The organism is Thalassospira lucentensis (assembly GCF_032921865.1).
In the GTDB taxonomy this organism is placed as follows: domain Bacteria; phylum Pseudomonadota; class Alphaproteobacteria; order Rhodospirillales; family Thalassospiraceae; genus Thalassospira; species Thalassospira lucentensis_A.
This window is the reverse complement of record NZ_CP136684.1, coordinates 1,040,052-1,059,812: the sequence shown is the minus strand read 5'-3', so window position 1 is coordinate 1,059,812 and position 19,761 is coordinate 1,040,052. Positions and strand designations below refer to the sequence as shown.

At 54.6% G+C, this 19,761-nt stretch carries 16 protein-coding genes and 1 tRNA gene; 10 read left to right on the top strand and 7 right to left on the bottom strand.

Annotated features, from left to right (window positions below; all coding sequences use genetic code 11):
• Positions 1 to 176: 176 nt before the first annotated feature.
• From R1T41_RS05525 to R1T41_RS05515, 3 genes are all read left to right on the top strand, one after another.
• Positions 177 to 265, top strand: a tRNA-Leu gene (locus tag R1T41_RS05525).
• Positions 266 to 706: 441 nt separating this feature from the next.
• A complete protein-coding gene (locus R1T41_RS05520; protein WP_317340484.1) occupies positions 707 to 1,099 on the top strand; it encodes a hypothetical protein in 393 nt (130 codons plus the stop codon).
• 46 nt (positions 1,100 to 1,145) lie between these two features.
• On the top strand, positions 1,146 to 1,421 hold the full coding sequence (locus R1T41_RS05515; RefSeq protein WP_317340482.1) for a DUF3572 domain-containing protein: 276 nt from the start codon (positions 1,146 to 1,148) through the stop codon (positions 1,419 to 1,421).
• A gap of 29 nt (positions 1,422 to 1,450) precedes the next feature.
• On the opposite strand, the gene R1T41_RS05510 is transcribed toward R1T41_RS05515, so the two are convergent.
• Together R1T41_RS05510 and R1T41_RS05505 are read right to left on the bottom strand one after the other, a co-directional pair.
• The gene (locus R1T41_RS05510; protein ID WP_317340480.1) at positions 1,451 to 1,999 is read right to left on the bottom strand and encodes a GNAT family N-acetyltransferase; all 549 of its coding nucleotides are present in this window, start codon (positions 1,997 to 1,999) and stop codon (positions 1,451 to 1,453) included.
• Between the two features lie 62 nt (positions 2,000 to 2,061).
• Entirely contained in the window at positions 2,062 to 2,892 is an 831-nt protein-coding gene (locus tag R1T41_RS05505; RefSeq protein WP_317340478.1) for an undecaprenyl-diphosphate phosphatase, read from the bottom strand.
• 265 nt (positions 2,893 to 3,157) lie between these two features.
• On the opposite strand from R1T41_RS05505, the gene R1T41_RS05500 reads away from it, so the two are divergent.
• From R1T41_RS05500 to pncB, 3 genes are all read left to right on the top strand, one after another.
• A complete protein-coding gene (locus R1T41_RS05500; protein WP_062961310.1) occupies positions 3,158 to 4,588 on the top strand; it encodes an NAD(P)-dependent oxidoreductase in 1,431 nt (476 codons plus the stop codon).
• Positions 4,589 to 4,616: 28 nt separating this feature from the next.
• A complete protein-coding gene (gltB, locus tag R1T41_RS05495; RefSeq protein ID WP_062951296.1) occupies positions 4,617 to 9,167 on the top strand; it encodes a glutamate synthase large subunit in 4,551 nt (1,516 codons plus the stop codon).
• 179 nt (positions 9,168 to 9,346) lie between these two features.
• Positions 9,347 to 10,636, top strand: a complete 1,290-nt coding sequence (pncB, locus tag R1T41_RS05490) for a nicotinate phosphoribosyltransferase (protein WP_317340476.1) — start codon at positions 9,347 to 9,349, stop codon at positions 10,634 to 10,636.
• Between the two features lie 17 nt (positions 10,637 to 10,653).
• Here pncB and R1T41_RS05485 read toward each other — a convergent pair whose 3' ends face one another.
• The 5 genes from R1T41_RS05485 to R1T41_RS05465 form a co-directional block, all read right to left on the bottom strand.
• Positions 10,654 to 10,884, bottom strand: a complete 231-nt coding sequence (locus R1T41_RS05485) for a hypothetical protein (RefSeq protein WP_062961308.1) — start codon at positions 10,882 to 10,884, stop codon at positions 10,654 to 10,656.
• A gap of 71 nt (positions 10,885 to 10,955) precedes the next feature.
• On the bottom strand, positions 10,956 to 11,504 hold the full coding sequence (locus R1T41_RS05480) for an NUDIX hydrolase (RefSeq protein WP_317340475.1): 549 nt from the start codon (positions 11,502 to 11,504) through the stop codon (positions 10,956 to 10,958).
• 79 nt (positions 11,505 to 11,583) lie between these two features.
• Positions 11,584 to 11,808 carry a hypothetical protein gene (locus tag R1T41_RS05475; RefSeq protein ID WP_062951301.1) on the bottom strand — a complete coding sequence of 75 codons (225 nt, stop codon included), beginning with the start codon at positions 11,806 to 11,808 and terminating at the stop codon, positions 11,584 to 11,586.
• A gap of 268 nt (positions 11,809 to 12,076) precedes the next feature.
• Complete coding sequence (locus R1T41_RS05470; RefSeq protein WP_317340472.1) at positions 12,077 to 14,434, bottom strand: ATP-binding protein; 2,358 nt, start codon at positions 14,432 to 14,434, stop codon at positions 12,077 to 12,079.
• 45 nt (positions 14,435 to 14,479) lie between these two features.
• Positions 14,480 to 16,396, bottom strand: a complete 1,917-nt coding sequence (locus R1T41_RS05465; RefSeq protein ID WP_317340471.1) for an ABC transporter substrate-binding protein — start codon at positions 16,394 to 16,396, stop codon at positions 14,480 to 14,482.
• Between the two features lie 511 nt (positions 16,397 to 16,907).
• On the opposite strand from R1T41_RS05465, the gene R1T41_RS05460 reads away from it, so the two are divergent.
• The 4 genes from R1T41_RS05460 (at position 16,908) to R1T41_RS05445 (ending at position 19,761) form a co-directional block, all read left to right on the top strand.
• Positions 16,908 to 17,186: a hypothetical protein gene (locus R1T41_RS05460; RefSeq protein WP_062961305.1), complete on the top strand. Its 279-nt coding sequence runs from the start codon at positions 16,908 to 16,910 to the stop codon at positions 17,184 to 17,186.
• Between the two features lie 91 nt (positions 17,187 to 17,277).
• The gene (locus tag R1T41_RS05455; RefSeq protein WP_317340468.1) at positions 17,278 to 18,492 is read left to right on the top strand and encodes a hypothetical protein; all 1,215 of its coding nucleotides are present in this window, start codon (positions 17,278 to 17,280) and stop codon (positions 18,490 to 18,492) included.
• Positions 18,493 to 18,602: 110 nt separating this feature from the next.
• Entirely contained in the window at positions 18,603 to 18,962 is a 360-nt protein-coding gene (locus R1T41_RS05450) for a TraR/DksA family transcriptional regulator (protein ID WP_062951311.1), read from the top strand.
• A 139-nt stretch (positions 18,963 to 19,101) separates the two neighbouring features.
• Positions 19,102 to 19,761 (top strand): hypothetical protein, encoded by a 660-nt coding sequence (locus R1T41_RS05445; RefSeq protein WP_317340466.1) that lies wholly within the window; start codon positions 19,102 to 19,104, stop codon positions 19,759 to 19,761.

The following is a 19,761-nucleotide window of genomic DNA, read 5'->3' as shown; positions in this document are numbered from 1 at the left end:
GTAATGTGGTGAAAGACAGGCAATTATGTCGCAATGCCGCATTCGCTATTATGCAGGTACCACCCATGTCGGGCTTTCCGGGATTGGCAAAATCGGGCATTCCGGTATTGCGCCGTTTTTAAAGCCGCGCTAGAACCCTGTTCTGCCGGTTGGAACTCCAACCTTGTGAGCGCTTTGCGGGCGTGGCGAAATTGGTATACGCAGCGGACTTAAAATCCGCCGGTCCTTAAAGACCTTGCCGGTTCAAGTCCGGCCGCCCGCACCATTTACATCTGATTGTAAGATTGCCCCGTTCGTCCGGGGGACATGCGCCATCAAATAACCTGCTTTGCAAGCTAGTTATCAGGAACAAACGCAAAGTGAGTGCGTTTGACCGGGACCGATGTCCCCTTGCGACAGGAGCAAATGATGATCCATCTTTTTGTATTCGGCGTGATTGCTGTCAGTGCACTGGTTGTTGCCTGAGGCAGATAACGATGCGCGTCTCGGACCGCAGATGCGGTCTGGGAAGGCGCGCGTTTTAACGTACCAGAACACTTCCACTCTTTCTTTTGGCGTCTGAGATTATCTGTTTCCTGCAATCTTTTGCGGGACAGAAAGTGCTGCGTGATGGTTCTCACAGCGTTGCCGGATTTACCGGATATAAATCAGAAACGCTTATGACCAATGGCATGGCCCGAAAACGGGCAGCTTTCGGAGTGGTTGGGTGAACGATATCGATAGTGAAGACGAAGGCCCGCGCAAGAAAGAGCGGTTCGGCAAATATGTCGTGCCCGAGGAACGTGCGGCCAATATCGTCAAGCAGCTTGACGAGTTCCTGCGCAAGGGTCCGCGCAAGGGGCTTAAATATTCACGTTGGCAGCAGATCGCCTGGTACGAGATTGTTGACGAGCTCAAACGTGCCGAAGCCGCCCAGAAGAATCAGGACAGTCTTACGAAATCGGCATTTCTGGCCCTTGCGGTCGGGTTTGGCACCATCGGATTCTGGGGACTCGTCGTGTTACTGGGGCAGAATTTCGGCATGATCGGCGGCATTCTGGTCGTGATTGCCGGGCTGGTTGTCTGGCGTGCCCTGGCCAAGGCAAAGTGGTTCAGCTAGCCTCGTCGGCAAACGGCGAGGTGTAGCGGTAAAGGATGGGGGGACGATGAACAAGGAAGCGGCTGAAACTCTGGCCATTCGGGCAATTGCCCATATTGCGGGCGATGACGAGTTGCTTGAAGGGCTTTTTGCCCAGACCGGTATGGGGCTTGATGACCTGAAAGCCGGGATCACCAGTAATGAAGTCCAATTGGGTGCGATTGACTTTTTAATGTCGCACGAACCGTTCCTGATGCGTTTTGTCGACGATAGCGGTTATGCGCCGGGAGATCCGGCGCGTGCGCAAATCGTCCTTTCGGGTGGGCCGATCTGGCAGGATTAATGCCTTCCGGTCGTGTTGTCGGACCGGATTCATATCATCACGACGGGGGCCGGGCCAATATCGGGGTGTGGGTCTGTTTTCATCAACCCGTAGATCACCGAATCACGAATGCCGATATGCGTGTTCCAGGTCCCGCGAAGCTGACCTTCGCGGGTAAAGCCCAGTTTTTCGAATACCCGGATCGACGCAATATTGTCCGGATCGATATCAGCAAAGATGCGGCGCGCGGTCGTGGTTTCAAAAAGATACCCAATGGCATGGGACAATGCCCGAGCAGCGAGGTTTTGCCCGCGTGCCGCAGGGGAAATCATACAGGCGGCTTCCCACACGTCGGGATCATCGCCGGTGTTATATAGGGCGATGCGGCCAAGGGCCGGGCCATCCGGCGACGCGGCAACCGCCCATGACGTCTTTTCAAAGCCGTTGCTCCAGTGTTTGAGCTTTGCGATGGTATCCACGACCGATGCAAAGGCCGGTTCGGGAAGCCATGTGCAGCATTCCGGATCACCAAAAATGGCGTGGAGAGCCGCACCGTCAGCAACAGGATCAATCGGGCGAAGAAACATTCGGGCAGGCATGGTCGATCACTTGGCCATTCGGTTGGTCAGTTGCTCAATTGCAGGCTATTGTGACGGCAGGATTACCCGAGGAACGGGATCGGACCGCCGCCATAGCCATAAATCCACACCAGCAAGCCGGCGCCCAGAAGAATGCGGTAGATGGCGAACGGCGTGAAGGTTGACCGTTTAAGCCAGCTCATGAGCATGGCGATGGCGATCAGGGCGGTGATGAAGGAGAGGGCGGCAGCCAGCAGAACATCCATGGTCAGGGCCATGTCACCCGATTGTTGCAGATCGATACCGGCCAGAAGGCCAGCGCCCAGAATGACCGGGATCGACAGCAGCATCGAAAACTGTGCAGCATCAGCACGTTCATAGCCCATCAGGCGTGCCGCCGTCATGGTGATACCCGAACGGCTGGTGCCGGGAACAAGGGCAATGACCTGTGCTAGGCCGATGAAAAGCGCCCCGCCCCAGCGCATATGTTCAAGCCGGTTGATCGTCATGCCGATCTTGTCGGCAATCCAAAGGACAATGCCAAAGACAAGCGTGGTCCAGGCAATGATTTCGACCGAGCGCAGTTGTTCCTCGATGCCCGAGACTTTGAAATAGAAGCCGACCGCGACCACCGGGATGGTGGCGAAAATGATGTGCAGCGCGAGTCGGGCACCGGGGTTGATCCGGCCGGACAAAAGCACGAAGAATCCGCCGATCATCGCGAAAACATCGCGCCAGAAATAGATCATTACAGCGGCCAGTGTGCCGACATGAACGGCAACATCTACCAACAAACCCTGATCTGCAGCACCAGTCAGGGCGGGGGTCAGGATCAGGTGACCTGATGAACTGATGGGGAGGAATTCCGTGATCCCCTGGATGACTGCCAGAAGAATTATATGTTGTAACGTCACCCCGGCCTCGATCGCTGTTATCGGCAAAAACTCCCCGCTTATAGCAGCTTAGCGCGAACAGGCGAAATGCATTAATAGTACCAAAATGGTACTAATGAAACTTTCTTTCAGCGCTTTAAAACCCGAAATTCCCGATATCCTGATTTTATTTGGGGATATAATGGTCAGTAATATTGACCTATCATGCATTTTGTGCTGGATTCTTGCAAAACCGGCGCGTATACAAAAGCCAACCCGCAACATAAAACCCTTTTAGAGGGCTGCTATGACAGAAAAGATGCTGAAGTTTGTTCATCTTGAACAAAAATATCCGCACAAGAGAGAAGCATCCGAGCGTCGCACGGACTTCAATGAAATTTACGAAGGTTTCGAGACAGAAGCTGCGGCCGATCAGTCTGCGCGCTGCTCGCAATGTGGTGTGCCGTTCTGTCAGGCCCATTGTCCTTTGTATAATAACATTCCGGACTGGCTGCGCCTGACGACCGAAGGTCGCATGGAAGAAGCCTATGCCATTTCGGCGGCAACCAACAATATGCCGGAAGTGACCGGTCGCATCTGCCCGCAGGACCGTCTGTGTGAAGGCAATTGCGTGATCGAACAGTCAACGCATGGCGCTGTCACGATTGGGTCGGTCGAGAAATACATTACCGATACCGCCTTTGCGAATGGCTGGGTCAAGGCGCCCAAGCCGACGCAGGAAAACGGTATGTCGGTCGGGATCATCGGTGGTGGTCCCGCAGGCATGGCAGCGGCCGAACAGCTGCGCCTTAAAGGATATGAAGTCCATATCTATGACCGCTATGACCGCATGGGCGGGTTGCTGGTTTACGGGATTCCGGGCTTCAAGCTTGAAAAACATATCGTTGAACGCCGGGTGAAGCTGCTTGAAGAAGGCGGTGTCGTCATGCACACCGAATTCGAGGTCGGCCGTGACGCGACGCTTGATGAACTGCGCCGCAAACATGACAGCGTTCTGATCGCAACGGGCGTTTACAAATCCCGCGATCTGAAGCTGCCGGGTGTCGGCCTTGGCAATATCTATCCAGCTCTTGAGTATCTGACCACATCGAACCGCATCGGTCTTGGCGATACGGTTGCGGCCTATGACGACGGCACGCTGAACGCCAAAGACAAGAACGTTGTCGTTATTGGCGGCGGCGATACGGCAATGGACTGTGTCCGTACCGCAATCCGTCAGGGTGCGAAGTCGGTCAAATGTCTTTATCGCCGTGACCGCGCCAACATGCCGGGTTCACAGCGCGAAGTGGCCAATGCCGAGGAAGAAGGTGTCGAATTTGTCTGGCTGACCAACCCGGAAGCCTTTGTTGGCGACGACAAGGTGACCGGTGTGCGCGCGGTCAAGATGCGCCTTGGCGCCCCGGATGCCGGTGGCCGCCAGAGCCCGGAACTGATCGAAGGTTCGAACTACACCATGGATGCCGACATGGTCATCCTAGCCCTTGGTTTCGAGCCGGAAGACCTGCCGACCATGTTCGAGGCACCGGAACTGGGTGTGTCACGCTGGGGCACGGTTAAAATCGATTTCCGCTCGATGATGACCAATCTGGATGGCGTTTTTGCCGCCGGTGATATTGCGCGCGGTGCGTCGCTGGTGGTCTGGGCCATCCGTGACGGTCGCGATGCGGCTGACCGGATCGATGAATATTTGCTGGCGCGCAAAGAAGCTGCTGCTTAAGCCCGCTGCCGCATTAGGAGAGAGAGTTATGAACAAGATTATTCATGACCGTGGCGCGCAAGAGATCGCCCGTTTTGAAAAGAATGCCGAACATCTGTCGGCGAACGGCATGTATGACCCGGCCGAAGAACACGCCAACTGTGGCGTGGGTCTTGTCGGTGCGATTGATGGCAAGCCGCGTCGCGAGGTTGTCGAAGCCGGTATCGAGGCGCTGAAAGCCATCTGGCACCGCGGTGCGGTTGATGCCGACGGTAAAACCGGCGATGGAGCGGGCATTCACCTGCAGATCCCGCAGGATTTCTTCAAGGCGTACCTGAAGGTTATCAACCAGGAAGCCCCGGAAAGCCTGATTGCGGTTGGTCAGGTATTCCTGCCGCGTATCGACATGTCGGCACAGGAACGGTGCCGTGCCATCGTTGAAACCGAAATCCTGAAACAGGGTTACGGTATTCTTGGCTGGCGTCAGGTTCCGGTTGATGTTTCGGTTATCGGTGAAAAAGCCAACCAGACGCGGCCTGAAATCGAACAGGTTCTGATCGGTGCGCGTGATGACGTTGATGAAGACCAGTTCGAGGTTGACCTTTACACCATCCGTCGTCGCGTAGAGAAAGCGGTCCTGTCAGAAGCGATCAAGGATTTCTATATCTGTTCGATGTCGTGCCGTTCGATCATCTACAAGGGCATGTTCCTTGCCGAGCAGGTCGACATCTTCTATCCGGATTTGCGTGATGAGCGGTTCGTTTCGAACTTCTGCGTCTATCACCAGCGTTATTCGACCAACACCTTCCCGAGCTGGCCGTTGGCGCAGCCGTTCCGCGTTCTGGCCCATAACGGCGAGATCAACACGCTGCGCGGTAACGTCAACTGGATGAAAAGCCACGAAGCCCGCATGGCGCACGAGGCATTTTCCGACACCATCGAAGACCTGAAACCTGTCATTCAGCCGGGATCATCGGACTCGGCCGCCCTTGATGCCGTGTTCGAACTGATGGTGCGTGCCGGTCGTGACCTGCCGATGGTGAAAACCATGATGGTGCCCGAAGCATGGTCGAAAAAGGCATCAACGCCGGACAGCTATAAAAACCTTTATGCCTATTGCAATGCGGTGATGGAACCGTGGGACGGCCCGGCGGCACTGGCAGCCTATGGTGGCAAGTGGCTGATGGGCGGTACGGACCGTAACGGTCTTCGTCCGTTGCGTTATGCCGTCACGGGTAACGGCCTTCTGATTGCCGGTTCCGAAGCAGGCATGGTGCATATCGACGAGGAAAGCTGCCTTGAAAAAGGTCGGCTTGGCCCGGGGCAGATGATTGCCATCAATCTTGAAGAAGGCAAGCTGTACCATGACAGCGAGCTTAAGGATAAGCTGGCGAACCGTCGTGACTGGTCGAAATGGGTTGGCCGCACCAAGGTGCTTGATGACCTGATTTCGCCGGAACATACCGAACCGGCACGCCTTGGCAAGGAAGCACTTCTGCGTCTGCAGAAGGCGATGGGTCTTACGCATGAAGACCTTGAACTGATCCTGCACCCGATGGGTGAGGACGGAAAGGAAGCCATTGGCTCGATGGGGGATGACACCCCGCTTGCGATCCTGTCGGATCGGTATCGCGGTCTGCATCATTTCTTCCGCCAGAACTTTTCGCAGGTGACCAACCCGCCGATTGACTCTTTGCGCGAAGCCCGCGTCATGAGTCTGAAAACGCGACTTGGCAACCTTGGCAACATCCTTGACGAGGATGAAAGCCAGTGTGACCTGCTTCAGCTTGAAAGCCCGGTTCTGACCAATGCCGAATATGACGCGATGCGTGGTTATATGGGTGAAACGGCGGTCGAAATCGACACCACGTTTGACATCAATGGCGGCCCGTCAGCACTGCGCGATGCGATTACCCGCATCCAGCGCGAAGCCGAAGAAGCCGTTCGTGGTGGCGCGCTTCATATCATCCTGACCGATGAAGGCATCACGACTGAACGTGCTGCAATTCCGATGGTTCTGGCAACGGGTGGTGTGCACAGCTATCTCGTGAAAACGTCGCTGCGTACCTACATCTCGCTTAACGTCCGGTCGGCGGAATGCATGGATGTGCATTACTTTGCCGTTCTGATCGGTGTGGGTGCGACGACGGTGAACGCCTATCTGGCGCAGGAAGGTCTTCTGGACCGTTATGCGCGTGGGTTGTTCCCGAATGTCGGCAGCACCGCCGAGGTCATGCAGCGTTTCAAGGCGGCGATTGATGCCGGCCTGCTCAAGATCATGTCCAAGATGGGCATTTCGATCATCAGTTCCTATCGCGGTGGCTATAACTTTGAAAGTATCGGCCTGTCGCGGTCGTTGGTGGCGGAATTCTTCCCGGGGATGCCGTCGCGCATTTCGGGTATCGGTCTTCAGGGTATCCAGCGCCGATGCATTGCCCAGCACAAGGAAGCGTTTAACGGCAATGTCGTGACCCTTCCGGTCGGTGGCCTTTACAAATATCGTCGTTCGGGTGAACGCCATGTCTGGACCGGCCCGCTGATCCATACGTTGCAGTCGTCCGTTACCACGGGTTCGTACAATACCTTCCGCAAGTTTTCGGAAGGGCTTCGTTCGCGTGAGCCGCTTCATCTTCGTGATCTGCTTGATTTCCGTTCCGACCGTAAACCGGTTCGTCAGGAACAGGTTGAAAGCATTACCGAAATCCGCAAACGGTTCGTAACACCGGGCATGTCCCACGGTGCGCTTTCGACCGAAGCCCACGAGGCGCTTGCGATTGCGATGAACCGCATCGGTGCGAAATCGAACTCTGGCGAGGGCGGTGAATCGCGTGAACGGTTCCGTCCGCGTTCGAACGGGGACAATGCGCGTTCGTCCATCAAGCAGGTGGCATCGGGTCGTTTCGGTGTAACCGCCGAATATCTGAACAACTGCGAAGAAATCCAGATCAAGGTCGCCCAGGGTGCAAAACCCGGCGAAGGTGGTCAGCTTCCGGGCTTCAAGGTCACGGTTGAAATCGCACAGCTGCGTCATGCGACGCCGGGTGTGACCCTGATTTCGCCGCCGCCGCACCACGACATTTATTCGATCGAAGATCTGGCGCAGCTGATCTATGACCTGAAGCAGATCAACCCGCGTTGCCGCGTTTGCGTCAAGCTGGTGTCGCGTTCGGGTGTGGGCACGATTGCAGCCGGTGTGGCAAAGGCAAAGGCCGACGTCATCCTGATTTCGGGGTATGACGGTGGTACCGGTGCCAGCCCGCAGACCTCGATCAAATATGCCGGTATTCCGTGGGAAATGGGCCTTTCGGAAGTCAATCAGGTCCTGACGCTGAACAACCTGCGCAGCAAGGTCAAACTGCGCGTCGATGGCGGTTTCAAAACCGGCCGTGACGTTGTGATTGGTGCGATGCTGGGTGCGGAAGAATTTGGTATCGGTACCGCATCCCTGATCGCACTTGGCTGTATAATGGTGCGTCAGTGCCATTCGAACACCTGCCCGGTTGGCGTTTGTACCCAGGACCCGGCATTGCGTGCCAAATTCGTCGGTACAGCGGACAAGCTGGTCAACCTGTTCACCTTCATGGCCGAAGAGGTCAAGGATATCCTTGCCGAGCTTGGCTATGACAATCTGCAGGAAATCATCGGTCGTTCGGATCTGCTGCAGCAGGTTCATCGCGGCGCGAAGGATCTTGTTGACCTTGATTTGAACCCGCTGCTTGCACAGGCTGATGCCGGTGATCACAAACGTTACTGCACGACTGTCGGCCGTAACGAAGTGCCCGACACGCTTGACGCCCAGATGATCAAGGATGCGCGTGCATTGCTTGAAGACGGCGAAAAGATGCAGCTGCAATACAACATCCAGAACACGCAGCGCGCGATCGGGACGCGTATCTCGTCGCTGATCACGCAGAAATATGGCATGACCGGTCTGAAACCGGGCCACCTGCATGTGCGTTTGCGTGGTTCTGCCGGTCAGTCACTGGGCGCGTTTGCGGTTCAGGGGCTGAAAATCGAAGTTCAGGGCGATGCCAACGACTATGTCGGCAAGGGTCTTTCGGGCGGTACCATCGTCTTGCGCCCGCGGCCGTCAAGCCCGCTCAAGACCAACGAAAACACGATTATCGGTAACACCATCCTTTATGGTGCGACGGCCGGTAAGCTGTTTGCTGCTGGTCAGGCCGGGGAACGTTTCTGCGTTCGTAACTCGGGCGCAACCGTGGTGGTCGAAGGATGTGGCTCGAACGGTTGTGAATACATGACCGGCGGTACGGCCGTGATCCTTGGCTCGGTCGGTGAGAACTTCGGTGCCGGCATGACCGGTGGCATGGCGTTCATCTATGACGTTGAAGGCACCTTTGGGGATGTCGTCAATGATGGCTCCATCCTTTACCAGCGTATTGAAACCCAGCATTGGGACGAAGTCTGTCGTTCGCTGATTGAAGAGCATGTTGCAGAAACCGATAGTGGTTTTGCGCGCACCATACTCGACAATTGGGATCGCGAACGCGGCAATTTCTGGCAGATCGTGCCGAAAGAAATCGTCGACAAGCTGGAAAACCCCATTCGCTCGATGAGCGAAAACCAGGCAACTGCGTGAACCCTTTTCACGCTTTTGCGCAAGCTCCCTTGTCCACACACCCGGACAAACAAACTGGCCCCGTACTCTGTACGGGGCTTCTTTTTTGCCGGTCGGAATGTTTGCGGGGTGGCGCTTTCGCCCGGTGGCATTGATACTTATGTCAAAGCGAACATCCCAGCCAATCTGACAGGTGGTTCATGACCGTTACCGACATCGCCACACGGACCTATAATCACAATTTCAAGCTTGATCCGATCATCCGCAGTCTTCTGGACACGGATTTTTACAAGCTTCTGATGTTGCAGGCGATCTGGCAGGAACACCCGGATGTGGACGTTACCTTTTCGCTGATCAATCGCAGCCATCACATAAGGCTTGGCGATATCATTGATGAAGGCGAATTACGTGCGCAGCTTGATCATGCGCGAAGCTTGCGTTTTACGCGGCAGGAACTGATCTGGCTGGCCGGGGCGACGTTTTACGGGCGCAGCCATATGTTCAAACCGGAATTCATCAGCTGGCTGGGCGATTTCCAATTGCCCGACTATGAATTGCGCAAGATTGACGGACAGTTTGAACTGCATTTTTCCGGACCATGGACGCACAGTTCGATGTGGGAAACACCGGCATTAGCGATCATTACTGAATTAAGGTCGCGTGCTGTATTGCGCAATCGCGGACGGTTTGAACTTGATGTGCTGTATGCGCGCGCCAAGGCCAAACTTTGGGAAAAGGTCGAACGGCTTCGCGATTTGCCCGATCTTATTCTGGCTGATTTCGGCACCCGGCGGCGGCATGGCTTTTTATGGCAGCGCTGGTGTGTCGAGGCCCTGAAAGAAGGAATTGGCAGCCGGTTTATCGGTACATCGAATGTGTTGCTGGCGATGACGGCGGATATTGAGGCGATTGGCACCAACGCCCATGAATTGCCGATGGTCGAGGCGGCAATTTCCAAAACCGATGAAGAACTTGCTGCGTCACCTTATCGCGTGCTTGAGCAATGGCGCCAGCATTATAGCGGTAATCTTCTGATCGCGTTGCCCGATACATTTGGAACGACGGCCTTTCTTGAAGGTGCGCCAGACTGGCTGGCGGACTGGACCGGATTTCGCCCCGACAGTGCGCCGCCGATTGAAGGTGGTGAGCAGATCATCCGATGGTGGGAAGAGCATGGCAGGGACCCGCGCGAGAAGCTTCTGGTCTTTTCAGACAATCTCGACATTGATGCGATCATCGAAACCTATCTGCATTTTCATGGCCGGGTCCGGATGAGTTTTGGCTGGGGTACGAACCTGACCAATGATTTTCGCGGTTGTGATCCGGCTGGCGAACAGGGGCTTGAGCCGATGTCGCTGGTGTGCAAGGTAACAAGTGCCAATGGGCAACCGGCGGTCAAGCTTTCAGACAATCCGGAAAAGATTTCAGGCGATCCAAAGCAGGTTGAACGTTACATCCGGGTTTTTGGTCATCCCACAAGGCAAGGGTAGGCCGGGATAAGGCCTGATCAAAGGACAATGTTCAGATATGTCCCGCGCCGCGCATTGTGGTCAATCTGATCGGCTGCGATCAGATTGCGCAGACGGGCAAGCTGGGCGGCGATAAAGCTGTCGGATGATGGCTGATCAGTGTTGGCGGCAACACGGCCGCGCACACCCGAAGGCACGCCTTGCGGCATGGAGCGGGCATCGTGAAGGCCCGTTTGTGTGGCACTGCTGCCGATCCGGTTGGTTGCCATGAGTTCATCCGTTCTGAAATCGCAAAAAGATTAGCACGGTCAACGGGTTTTGTCATGAAGTTGCGGGGGCATCAATTGCCATTGCCTCCCATTCGGGCCGATGCGCCGGGTGGGTTGCCAAATGGCGGAAAGACATCCTGCCCGATGGCGTCACGATGATGATGTAGGGCCCAATGGACGGTTGGAAAGGCGATGTTATCCCACGGGATGTCGGCCCAGGGAAACAGGCCGACATCAAGACTTTCCGGGCCACAGGAAATATCGGGACTGTTCAGGGTTGCGCGATAGAGCAATTGTAACTGGCTGATATGGGGCAGGTCATAAAGGCAGAGCAAACGATCAAGCGAAAGATCAGCGCGGGCTTCTTCATAGGCTTCGCGTGCTGCACCGGCGGCAGAGGTTTCATCGATTTCCATGAAACCGGCGGGCAGCGTCCAGAAGCCCTTGCGCGGATTGATCGCGCGGCGGCACATCAGATAGCGGTCTTCCCAGGTTGCGACGACACCGACGATGATTTTGGGATTGTCGTAACGGATGTAACCGCAATCGGGGCAGCTTAACCGTTCGCGGTCATCGCCTTCGGGAATGATTTTTTCACGGGGTCCGGATGGTTTCTGCATACAGACAGGATACATCCGGAAGCCACGCAGAAAAAGGGGTGGTCGAAACCACCCCGAGGAAGCTAACGAGAGGGAAAAATTACGTTAGAAGATTGACGCGGGTACCGCGTGCGCCGCTGGTTTCAAGCGGCTGATGTTCCGTGACGATAGAGCCTATAACCTGTGCAAGGCCTTGCGCCTTCTGGATCGAAGACGTTGCTGCGGCAAGCGGTGCGGATACGCCATCTTTACCACCGCCCGGTGTGATCGCGTCATTTACGGCCTGTGCGGCAGAGCTAAGTCCTGAACCTGCTGATCCGATCATTGTATCCTCGTCCCAAATTCCGTGAAGATGTGATAACTGCGCATTGGCGATATCACGGCTTCTGACTCTCAGATTAGGCTTCGGTTAACACTTTTAAAGTGACAGCTGTCACAGCATGGCATCAAACAGCGATTACTTTTTTGTGAACGATGTCAAATCAAGGGTTTATGCTTCCCTTGGAAAATAAATTTTTGGATGTGCTGTGACAGCGTGGCACCACGGGATCGCGCAACCGCCACGATGTTTGGACGAATCGGCTGATGATGCCCTAAAGCCGCTGGCGTTCGGTTTTGTGGGCAAGAGCCTCGTGGATGGCTTTTTGCAACTGGGCGGGTCGGAACGGTTTTTTGACGAAGATATAATCGCCCAGCATCTTTTCCATTTCCCTGCGCGTTCGTGCCGGATAGCCAGACATGAAGACCACGGCCAGATCGGGGTATTGACGCTGTGCCTCGATGGCAAGTTGCGGCCCACTTAGCCCCGTCATCACCACATCGGTCAGAATGACGTCAATCCGGTCCGTCTTTTGTGATTCGGTGATGATCTGCAGGGCTTCTTCGGCACTGCGTGCGACGATGGCGTCAAAGCCGGCATCTTCAAGAATGATCTTGGCGGTCGTGCGCAGTGACTGTTCATCATCGACAATCAGGACCCGTTCGCCATTGCCGGGAAAATAGTCGATTTCCTGCAGGGCAGATGCCTTGACCTTGCCGGCTTCGGAGCGCGGCAGATAGATCGAGAAAGTCGTACCTTCGCCCTCGACGCTTTCGACATCGATAAAGCCACTGGATTCTTCGACCCAGCTATGGACGATCGACAGGCCAAGCCCTGTGCCCTTGCCGGGTTCCTTGGTCGAGAAGAAGGGTTCGAATATATTGTCCAGAATATCCGCAGGAATGCCGGTACCGGTATCCTGAACTGTTACCACGACATAGTCGCCTGCGGCGGCCTTTGGGAAGATGTCATCTTCGTCATCAGGGGACCGCTCATCGGCAGGTGGAACTGTTGCACCATAGCAGGAAATCTGCAACGTGCCGCCATCAGGCATCGCATCACGGGCATTGATCGCAAGGTTCAGGATGCAGGCAGAAAGTTGTGTTGGATCAACGCGCGTATAAAGCGGTGCGTCATTGGCCCAGATTTGCAGTTCGATCCGGTGTTCCAGTAGCGTAACGAGCAGCTTTTCCATTTCGCTAATCGCGGTATCGACCTGAACGATGGTGGGCTGATCAATACGGCGGCGCGAGAACATCAGAAGTTGATCGGCAACGCTGGTGGCGCGTTCGCCAAGGGAAATCACGTGATCAAGGTATTCCTTGACCCGTTCCGGATCATCAATTTTGGCGCGCGCAACTTCGGCAAAGCTTAAAATGCCAGCAAGACAGTTATTGAATTCATGCGCCACGCCACCCGCCATCTGCCCGACGGCTTCGAGTTTTTGTGATGTGGCAAGCTGACGTTGCAGGGCCTGCTGTTCTTCGGTTGCGCGATGCTGTGAGGTTACGTCGCTGCCGGTGCCGCGATACCCCTTGAACGAACCATCCAGATCAAAAACCGGCACGCCATTGATGCGTCCGAAATGTTTTTGTCCGTCGCGCGAGATCCAGGAAAATTCAAAATTCTGAAACGCCAGATGGCTTTCAAGCCGTTTGACCAGACTGTTCCAGCTATGATCGGTTTCGGCCTTGAGGCCCAGTTTGTCAAAGGATTGACCCTGTGGCGAGCCGTTCAGTTCTTCGATCAGCTGATAGAATTTATAGGATGCAAACGCGATTTTAAGGTCCGGCCCCATTTCCCAGTACCAATCGGCAGAAGAAAGGGTGAAGTCGCGGAACCGTTCCTCGCTGTCGCGAAGGGCTTCCTGGGCGATCTGGTGCTGGTTGGTGCGTCGTTCCAGACTTTCGGCCATTGTATTGAGGCCACGTTCCAATGTGCCGATTTCGTCTCGTCCGGCAGGTTTCAGGCGGGCGCTGAGCTTGCCAAACTGGATTTCGGAAACGAACTGTGAGGCTGTGATCAGTCGGCGCAACACGGTCTGCTGCATGAACAGGAAAATCAGCCCTGACGTCATCAGAATGCACAGGACCGACCCGATCAGCAGCACGGATTGCATCTGGCGCTGGCTTTCTTCGAGGCCGACGGTCGAAACCTTGAAATAGGCAAACATGAAAGGCTGATTGGCGTTCAGGCTGAACAGCGGGGTAATGCTGACCATGTTGCGGCCACCAGCATCATCGGTGGTGAACAATACCTGACTGCGCAGATCGGCAGAAAGCCGTTCTTTCGGAAAATCGGGAACGGAATCAATATCGGATCCGATCAGCATCGGGTCCATCGCATGATAAATCGTGCCGTCAAAACCGATTGCCATGGCTTCGCGAAGATGAGGACCCAGAAGAAGTTCAAGCTGCTTGGGGTCGCTGATCACGGAAATCTTGAGCTGTTCATCCTGAATCAGGCGACCGGGTGCGCTTATCTGCTCGGCAATGCGCCGATCAATTTCCGCCCCGAAATACTGAACATAATAACCGCCAAAGAGGCCAAGCAGGATGGTTTCGACAATAACAATTGCGATCCCGATCTTGAAAACCAGACTGCCAAACAGGCGGTCAAAAAGCTTCTTCACGCCAACCTCTAAACCCTGGCCCAGCCTGATTGCCGGTTAATTCTGTTATTGGCTCTCAAGATAATACTGGGATGGATTGGTCGGTGCCGGTGTGGCATAGCTCCAAGCCGCAGGGATGACCTTGGGAACATTCTTGAAGTTCTTTGCCACGAGCCCCTTGCGATTGGGCGGCAAGGCAATTCCCATAACGTAAAACTGATTTGCGCTGATGTCGAGAATATCGCGCATAAGTTTATTTTGTTTTTCCGCATCTGCCGTTGCTTTCAACTGGTTATAGAGTGCCAGCTGACGGATTACCTCGGCGGGTGGGGCGATTGCATCGGGATTTGTCGGGTTTGTATACCATTCGGCCCAGCCGGTCGCGTACCACGATGATTCGCTTGATACCGGCAGATAGTTGATCGGAATCACCATGGCATCAAGGCCGCCGTCACCACCCCATGCGCTGGCGTGATGATTGTTATTGTCACGCATGTTTACAAAAACATCGCGCGACAGATCGCGGGGCGTCACATCAAGGCCGATATCGCGCCAGTAATCAACAACGGCAGACAGCATCTCGAAGCGGGATGCGCCTTCGGTATCGATGGTGAAGGACAGCCGTTTACCATCCGGGCGCAGAAGGAAGCCTTCGTCGTCTTTGTGTGTCAGCCCGGCATTTGCCAGGTGGCTTGCGGCAAGCACCGGATCGTAAGTGATGAACTGGCGTGCCAGTACCGTATGGTAAAGCGGGCTTTCGGGGCGTGGGGCGGCCTGATGGGGCAGGGCACCGGGAACGAACCTGCCGATGATGCTGTCGCGGTCAATGGCATGAGACAGGGCGATACGGAATTCCTTATTCTGGAATATATCGCGCAGAACAGGGTCCCTGTCGTTGAGATTGAGCGACAGGGTCAGAATATTCATGTCGCTTTCGATCAGGGTAAAGGATTGCAGGTTGTCATTGGCGGCAAGGATTTCGTCCGCACGACGGCCGATATGGCGTTCCTGCATGTTAACCTTGCCTGCAATCGCCGCATCACCGGCTTCGTCTTTGCTATTGACCAGATCAAAGGACACGCGGTCGATATAGGGCAGCTGGCGTCCGCCCGGATCGATTTTCCAGTAGAACGGATTACGAACGGCAACAAGCGGGTCGTCCTGGCCGTAAACGCCGGTCAAAACCCATGCGTTCAGGGTGGGAACATTCGGGTTCGACCATCGGCCGGGATCGTCGATAGTACCTGGTGTGCCGAACACCGAAACGAAACGATCCTTCCATCCTTTGAAGCCAAGCTCCTGTGCCTTTGCATCCGCATCCTTGTTATATTTTGGCAGCAGGGGTTTGAGGAAATGCGCCGGGTAGCTTACCGGTTCAACGCCTTCGGGACGGGCAAGGAAGGTCGGAAAGAGGCCATAGGGTGTGTTGAACCGAAAGGCGATGGTGGTTTCGTCGATCTTTTCAACGTGCACCGGATTTCCGCCGGCGGTCAGCCATTCGGGCGTTGCATTTTCAAATGCGGGATTAAGCAGAATGTCTTCGTACCAGAAGGCGATATCATCAGCGGTAAAAGGGGCACCATCCGACCAGTGCATTCCCGGGCGCAGCCGGAACACGAATTCCGTCGCATCGCTATTGGCTTGCATGGAAAGGGCAACATTGGGAACCGTATCCGTCCATTGCGGCGTCCAGCGCAAGAGTGGTTCATATCCGATGGTTCTGATCAGAAGGGCGTGATCGCGTTCGGCATTCTGCGCCATCAGCCATGTGCCGCCATACTGGCCAAGCTTGTCATTGGGGGTGACAATCATCGGGGTGCGCGGAAGACGTTCCCCGGCGGGTGGCAGTTTTCCGTTTGCAACCATATCGGCAAGCATCGGTGCTTCACCAAATTCAGCCGCATGCGCACCATTTCCAACCGCAGTCAAAACCACGGCCAGCAATAATACCAGCGATGTAAAACAACCCACTACCCTGTACACGTCGGGCTTCCCCTGAATTTCTTATGCCTATCGAAAGGTATCGATATTCCTACTCTTAAGTAGTGAATATCCTAAAGCCAATGCCGGGTAAAGTTCTGAAAGCCGGTTTTCCCCTGATCTTCTAAAGATGCGCGAGCTGTTCGTTGTTTACAACGTACAGGCGGATAATTTTCCTATGTGCATCTTTTTGTATCTATAAACAACATACCGGTCCGCCAAATTTTCGTTCGAACCTCTTAGAATAGCGCGATAAACCGGGCCTTGTTCAACTGAGGCCGACACCTTCTACGGCGATCCGTGCGGGTTTCCCGACCATTTGGACAGGAATCGGCTTTCGTGCTGATCAACGTTGGCTGAGACTAAAGTATAACATAATCTGATGTGCTTGTTATCACCATATAAGTTTTTGTTAATAAATTTCGTTTTGAACGCTTTGTGGGCCATATGACGGCAAAGATACCAACTGTGATTCCTCTTGCCAGAAAGAGCTGATCGGAGAGACAATTTCGGCATGGCAAACAAATCTGCATCATCCGGGCAGGCTTCTTATGATCCTGGCTATCTGGCCGGGCCGAAGCCCTTGGCACCGATCCCGCGTTATGAGCCGGGATCGTCGCCGGACCGCTATCGTCCGGATGAACGCGTACATGATTCTGATGCTGACAGTTTTTCGGTGGCCGGGATTGAAGGAAAAATTGATCGTCGCAAGGTCAATATTGCCAACAGGATTGTCGATACCGATCCAGGGCAGGCATTGCGCGTGATCAGGAATTGGCTGGCTCAGGACTGACTGTCGTTGCTGATCTTTGTTTCTGTTTCACTTTCCATTTCGGGCGGCACCTGTTTTAAGTCGTCGAACACACCGATGACAGGGGGCCTGCGTGACAGATTTCAATTCCTTGATAGAGCAGCAGTTCAGTGCTTTTGATCCGGACTATTCCGATCGAAAAGGTGCCTATGCCGACAAGCTCGCCCCGCTGGAAGAAAAGCTGATCGCGGCCCAGCAGACAGGCAACAGTATGGCAGCATCCGATCAGTATATGATCGAGTGCAAGTGGTTGCTGCTTTACACCGCCGACTGGGATGCGCTTGAAAAGAAGATGGCCCAGTTTGAAAAGTCGCTGAAAAACAAGGATCAGGACTGGGCCGAGGAACAGGTAGCAAGCGATGGTTCCTGGGGGCCATGCTACGACCAGTGGTTCCTGAAGGTGGATGCGATGATTGATGCGGTCAACTCGTTGGCCGACGAAGGGATTGCACCGGATTATCCGCTGACATTTCTGGCGCCGATTGCCCAACCGGCCGATCTGGTCGCCTGGCTGAACAGTCAGAAAACATCGCGAATTTTTGCCGATGGGCTTGATCGTCGCGATGCGCTGGGTGCGGTCAGTGCGGCATTATCGGAAATGTGTTTCAAAAGCGAAATTCGCGATTATTTCCGCAAATACGTCAAAGGCTTTGATCTTAGCGATGACTATATTGCGGCTTATAAAAGCTGGTTGGATGACTGGCAGGATGCGCAATCGGGATATTGGGGCGGCTGGTTTGAAACAGACGCGGGCGATATTTTGAAAAGTCCGGACCTTAGTCTGACCTTCCACAATATTTCCTATCAGCATGGCAAGGTCGGGCTATGGCCGGCCATCTTCAAGACAACACTTGCAATCCGTGATGATGCCTATCCGTTTGGCTGGAAGCACAATGGTGATTTTAACAATCACAACAATTATGACGTTGCCAAAATCTTTGACCTTGGCTGGGATGAAGTCGATAGCGGCAGCCAGAAATCCGCATCAGCCGACATTTCCACGATCCTTGACTGGTGCCTGACCAAATCCATGACGCCGGATGGCGGGTTCATTGATGATCCGACTTTCTATAATTCAGTCGGGGCAGCCTATTATTACGGTGTGTCGTTCCTGGACCAGATTGGATATTTCGGCACCGATATTCCGTTCTGGACCGATCATGCCTTTGCCGATGGTCCGGCACTGTGCTGCAAGATCCAGAAAAAGATGAAGGCCGAAAAGCTCGATGATGATGAGGCCGAGGCAGCGATGGAAAAGCTGGTCGATGCCTGCGGAAACTGTGGTTAGGCACGGCTGAATGCAGGGGGCGGAACAAATTCGTGACGCCCCCTTGGCGAAAGGCACCGGTCGCTACCCATATATATTTTATGGCGGCAACAAATCGGTGAGGGAACAGAATGTCTGATCGTAGAGATATTGACATTGCATTCTTGCGTCAGCGGCTTGAAGACCGGCGCGCGGATATCAGTGCCCATTCAAACCATTCGGAAGATTATCGAAAGCCGGTTGAACTTGATCAGCAGGCCGTCGGTCGCCTGTCGCGGATGGATGCGCTTCAGGATCAGCAGATGCATCTGGAACAGGAACGTCGCCGCGCTGCCGAACTTGATCGCATTGAAAAGACGCTGGCCCGGATCGAACGTGCTGATTACGGTTTCTGCCATAACTGTGGCGAGGAAATTGAAAAGAAGCGTCTGGAATTTGATCCGACCACACCGCTTTGCGTTGATTGCGCTGCCCATGTCAAACACAGTTAGGGGCGGATTGATCAAACCGGTCAGGCCGAATTAACGTATCCTTTATATGGCAGATCAAAGGGCGAAACACGCTGTACCCAAATCATTGATCAGGTGCGGCGCAATTACAGCATGCAGTCTGATCGCGGTGTTTCTGTTTGTGACGCCGAGCGATTATGCCGCCGCACAGCAAAACAGCTGTGCGGTCGCGCGTGCACCTGTTGCAAGCCTTTCATTCATCAATCAGGACCCGATGCTGGATCGTCATCGGTCCGTGCGCTGGCTTAACAACCGGGCCAACCAGGGCAGTCGTTATCTGGTGACCGGCTTGACCGAATATGAGCTTCAGGCACGGTTCGACATGCGGCTTGAACCAGTCGAAGTCGGGGTGGGGCAATTTTGCCTTTATCCGATCAGGATCAATCCCGAGGTCAAGGTGATCAAACATCTGGTGTATGTCGCGTCTGAGCTAGAGCGTGGCACATGCGAATATGATGTGGTCTATGCCCATGAAGGGCAACATGTGCAGATCAACCAGCATATGGAACGCGATATCCAGCGGGAACTTGATGCGATGGTTGCGGAAATTACCGCGGACTTTGCCGCCATGCGACCGGTTGGTGCGGGCGAGGTGCAACGCCTGCAACGGCGTTTGCTGAACCAGTATGGACAGGATTTCAAACGCCGGTTGCGCGCCATCGATCTTGCGCGGCGCGAAGACCATCGTGCGATAGACACCCCGGAAGAATATGAACGGCTATCGAAGGCATGCGGACCAGATTCGGCATTCCAGACAACATTGCCCGATGCAATGCGTTGA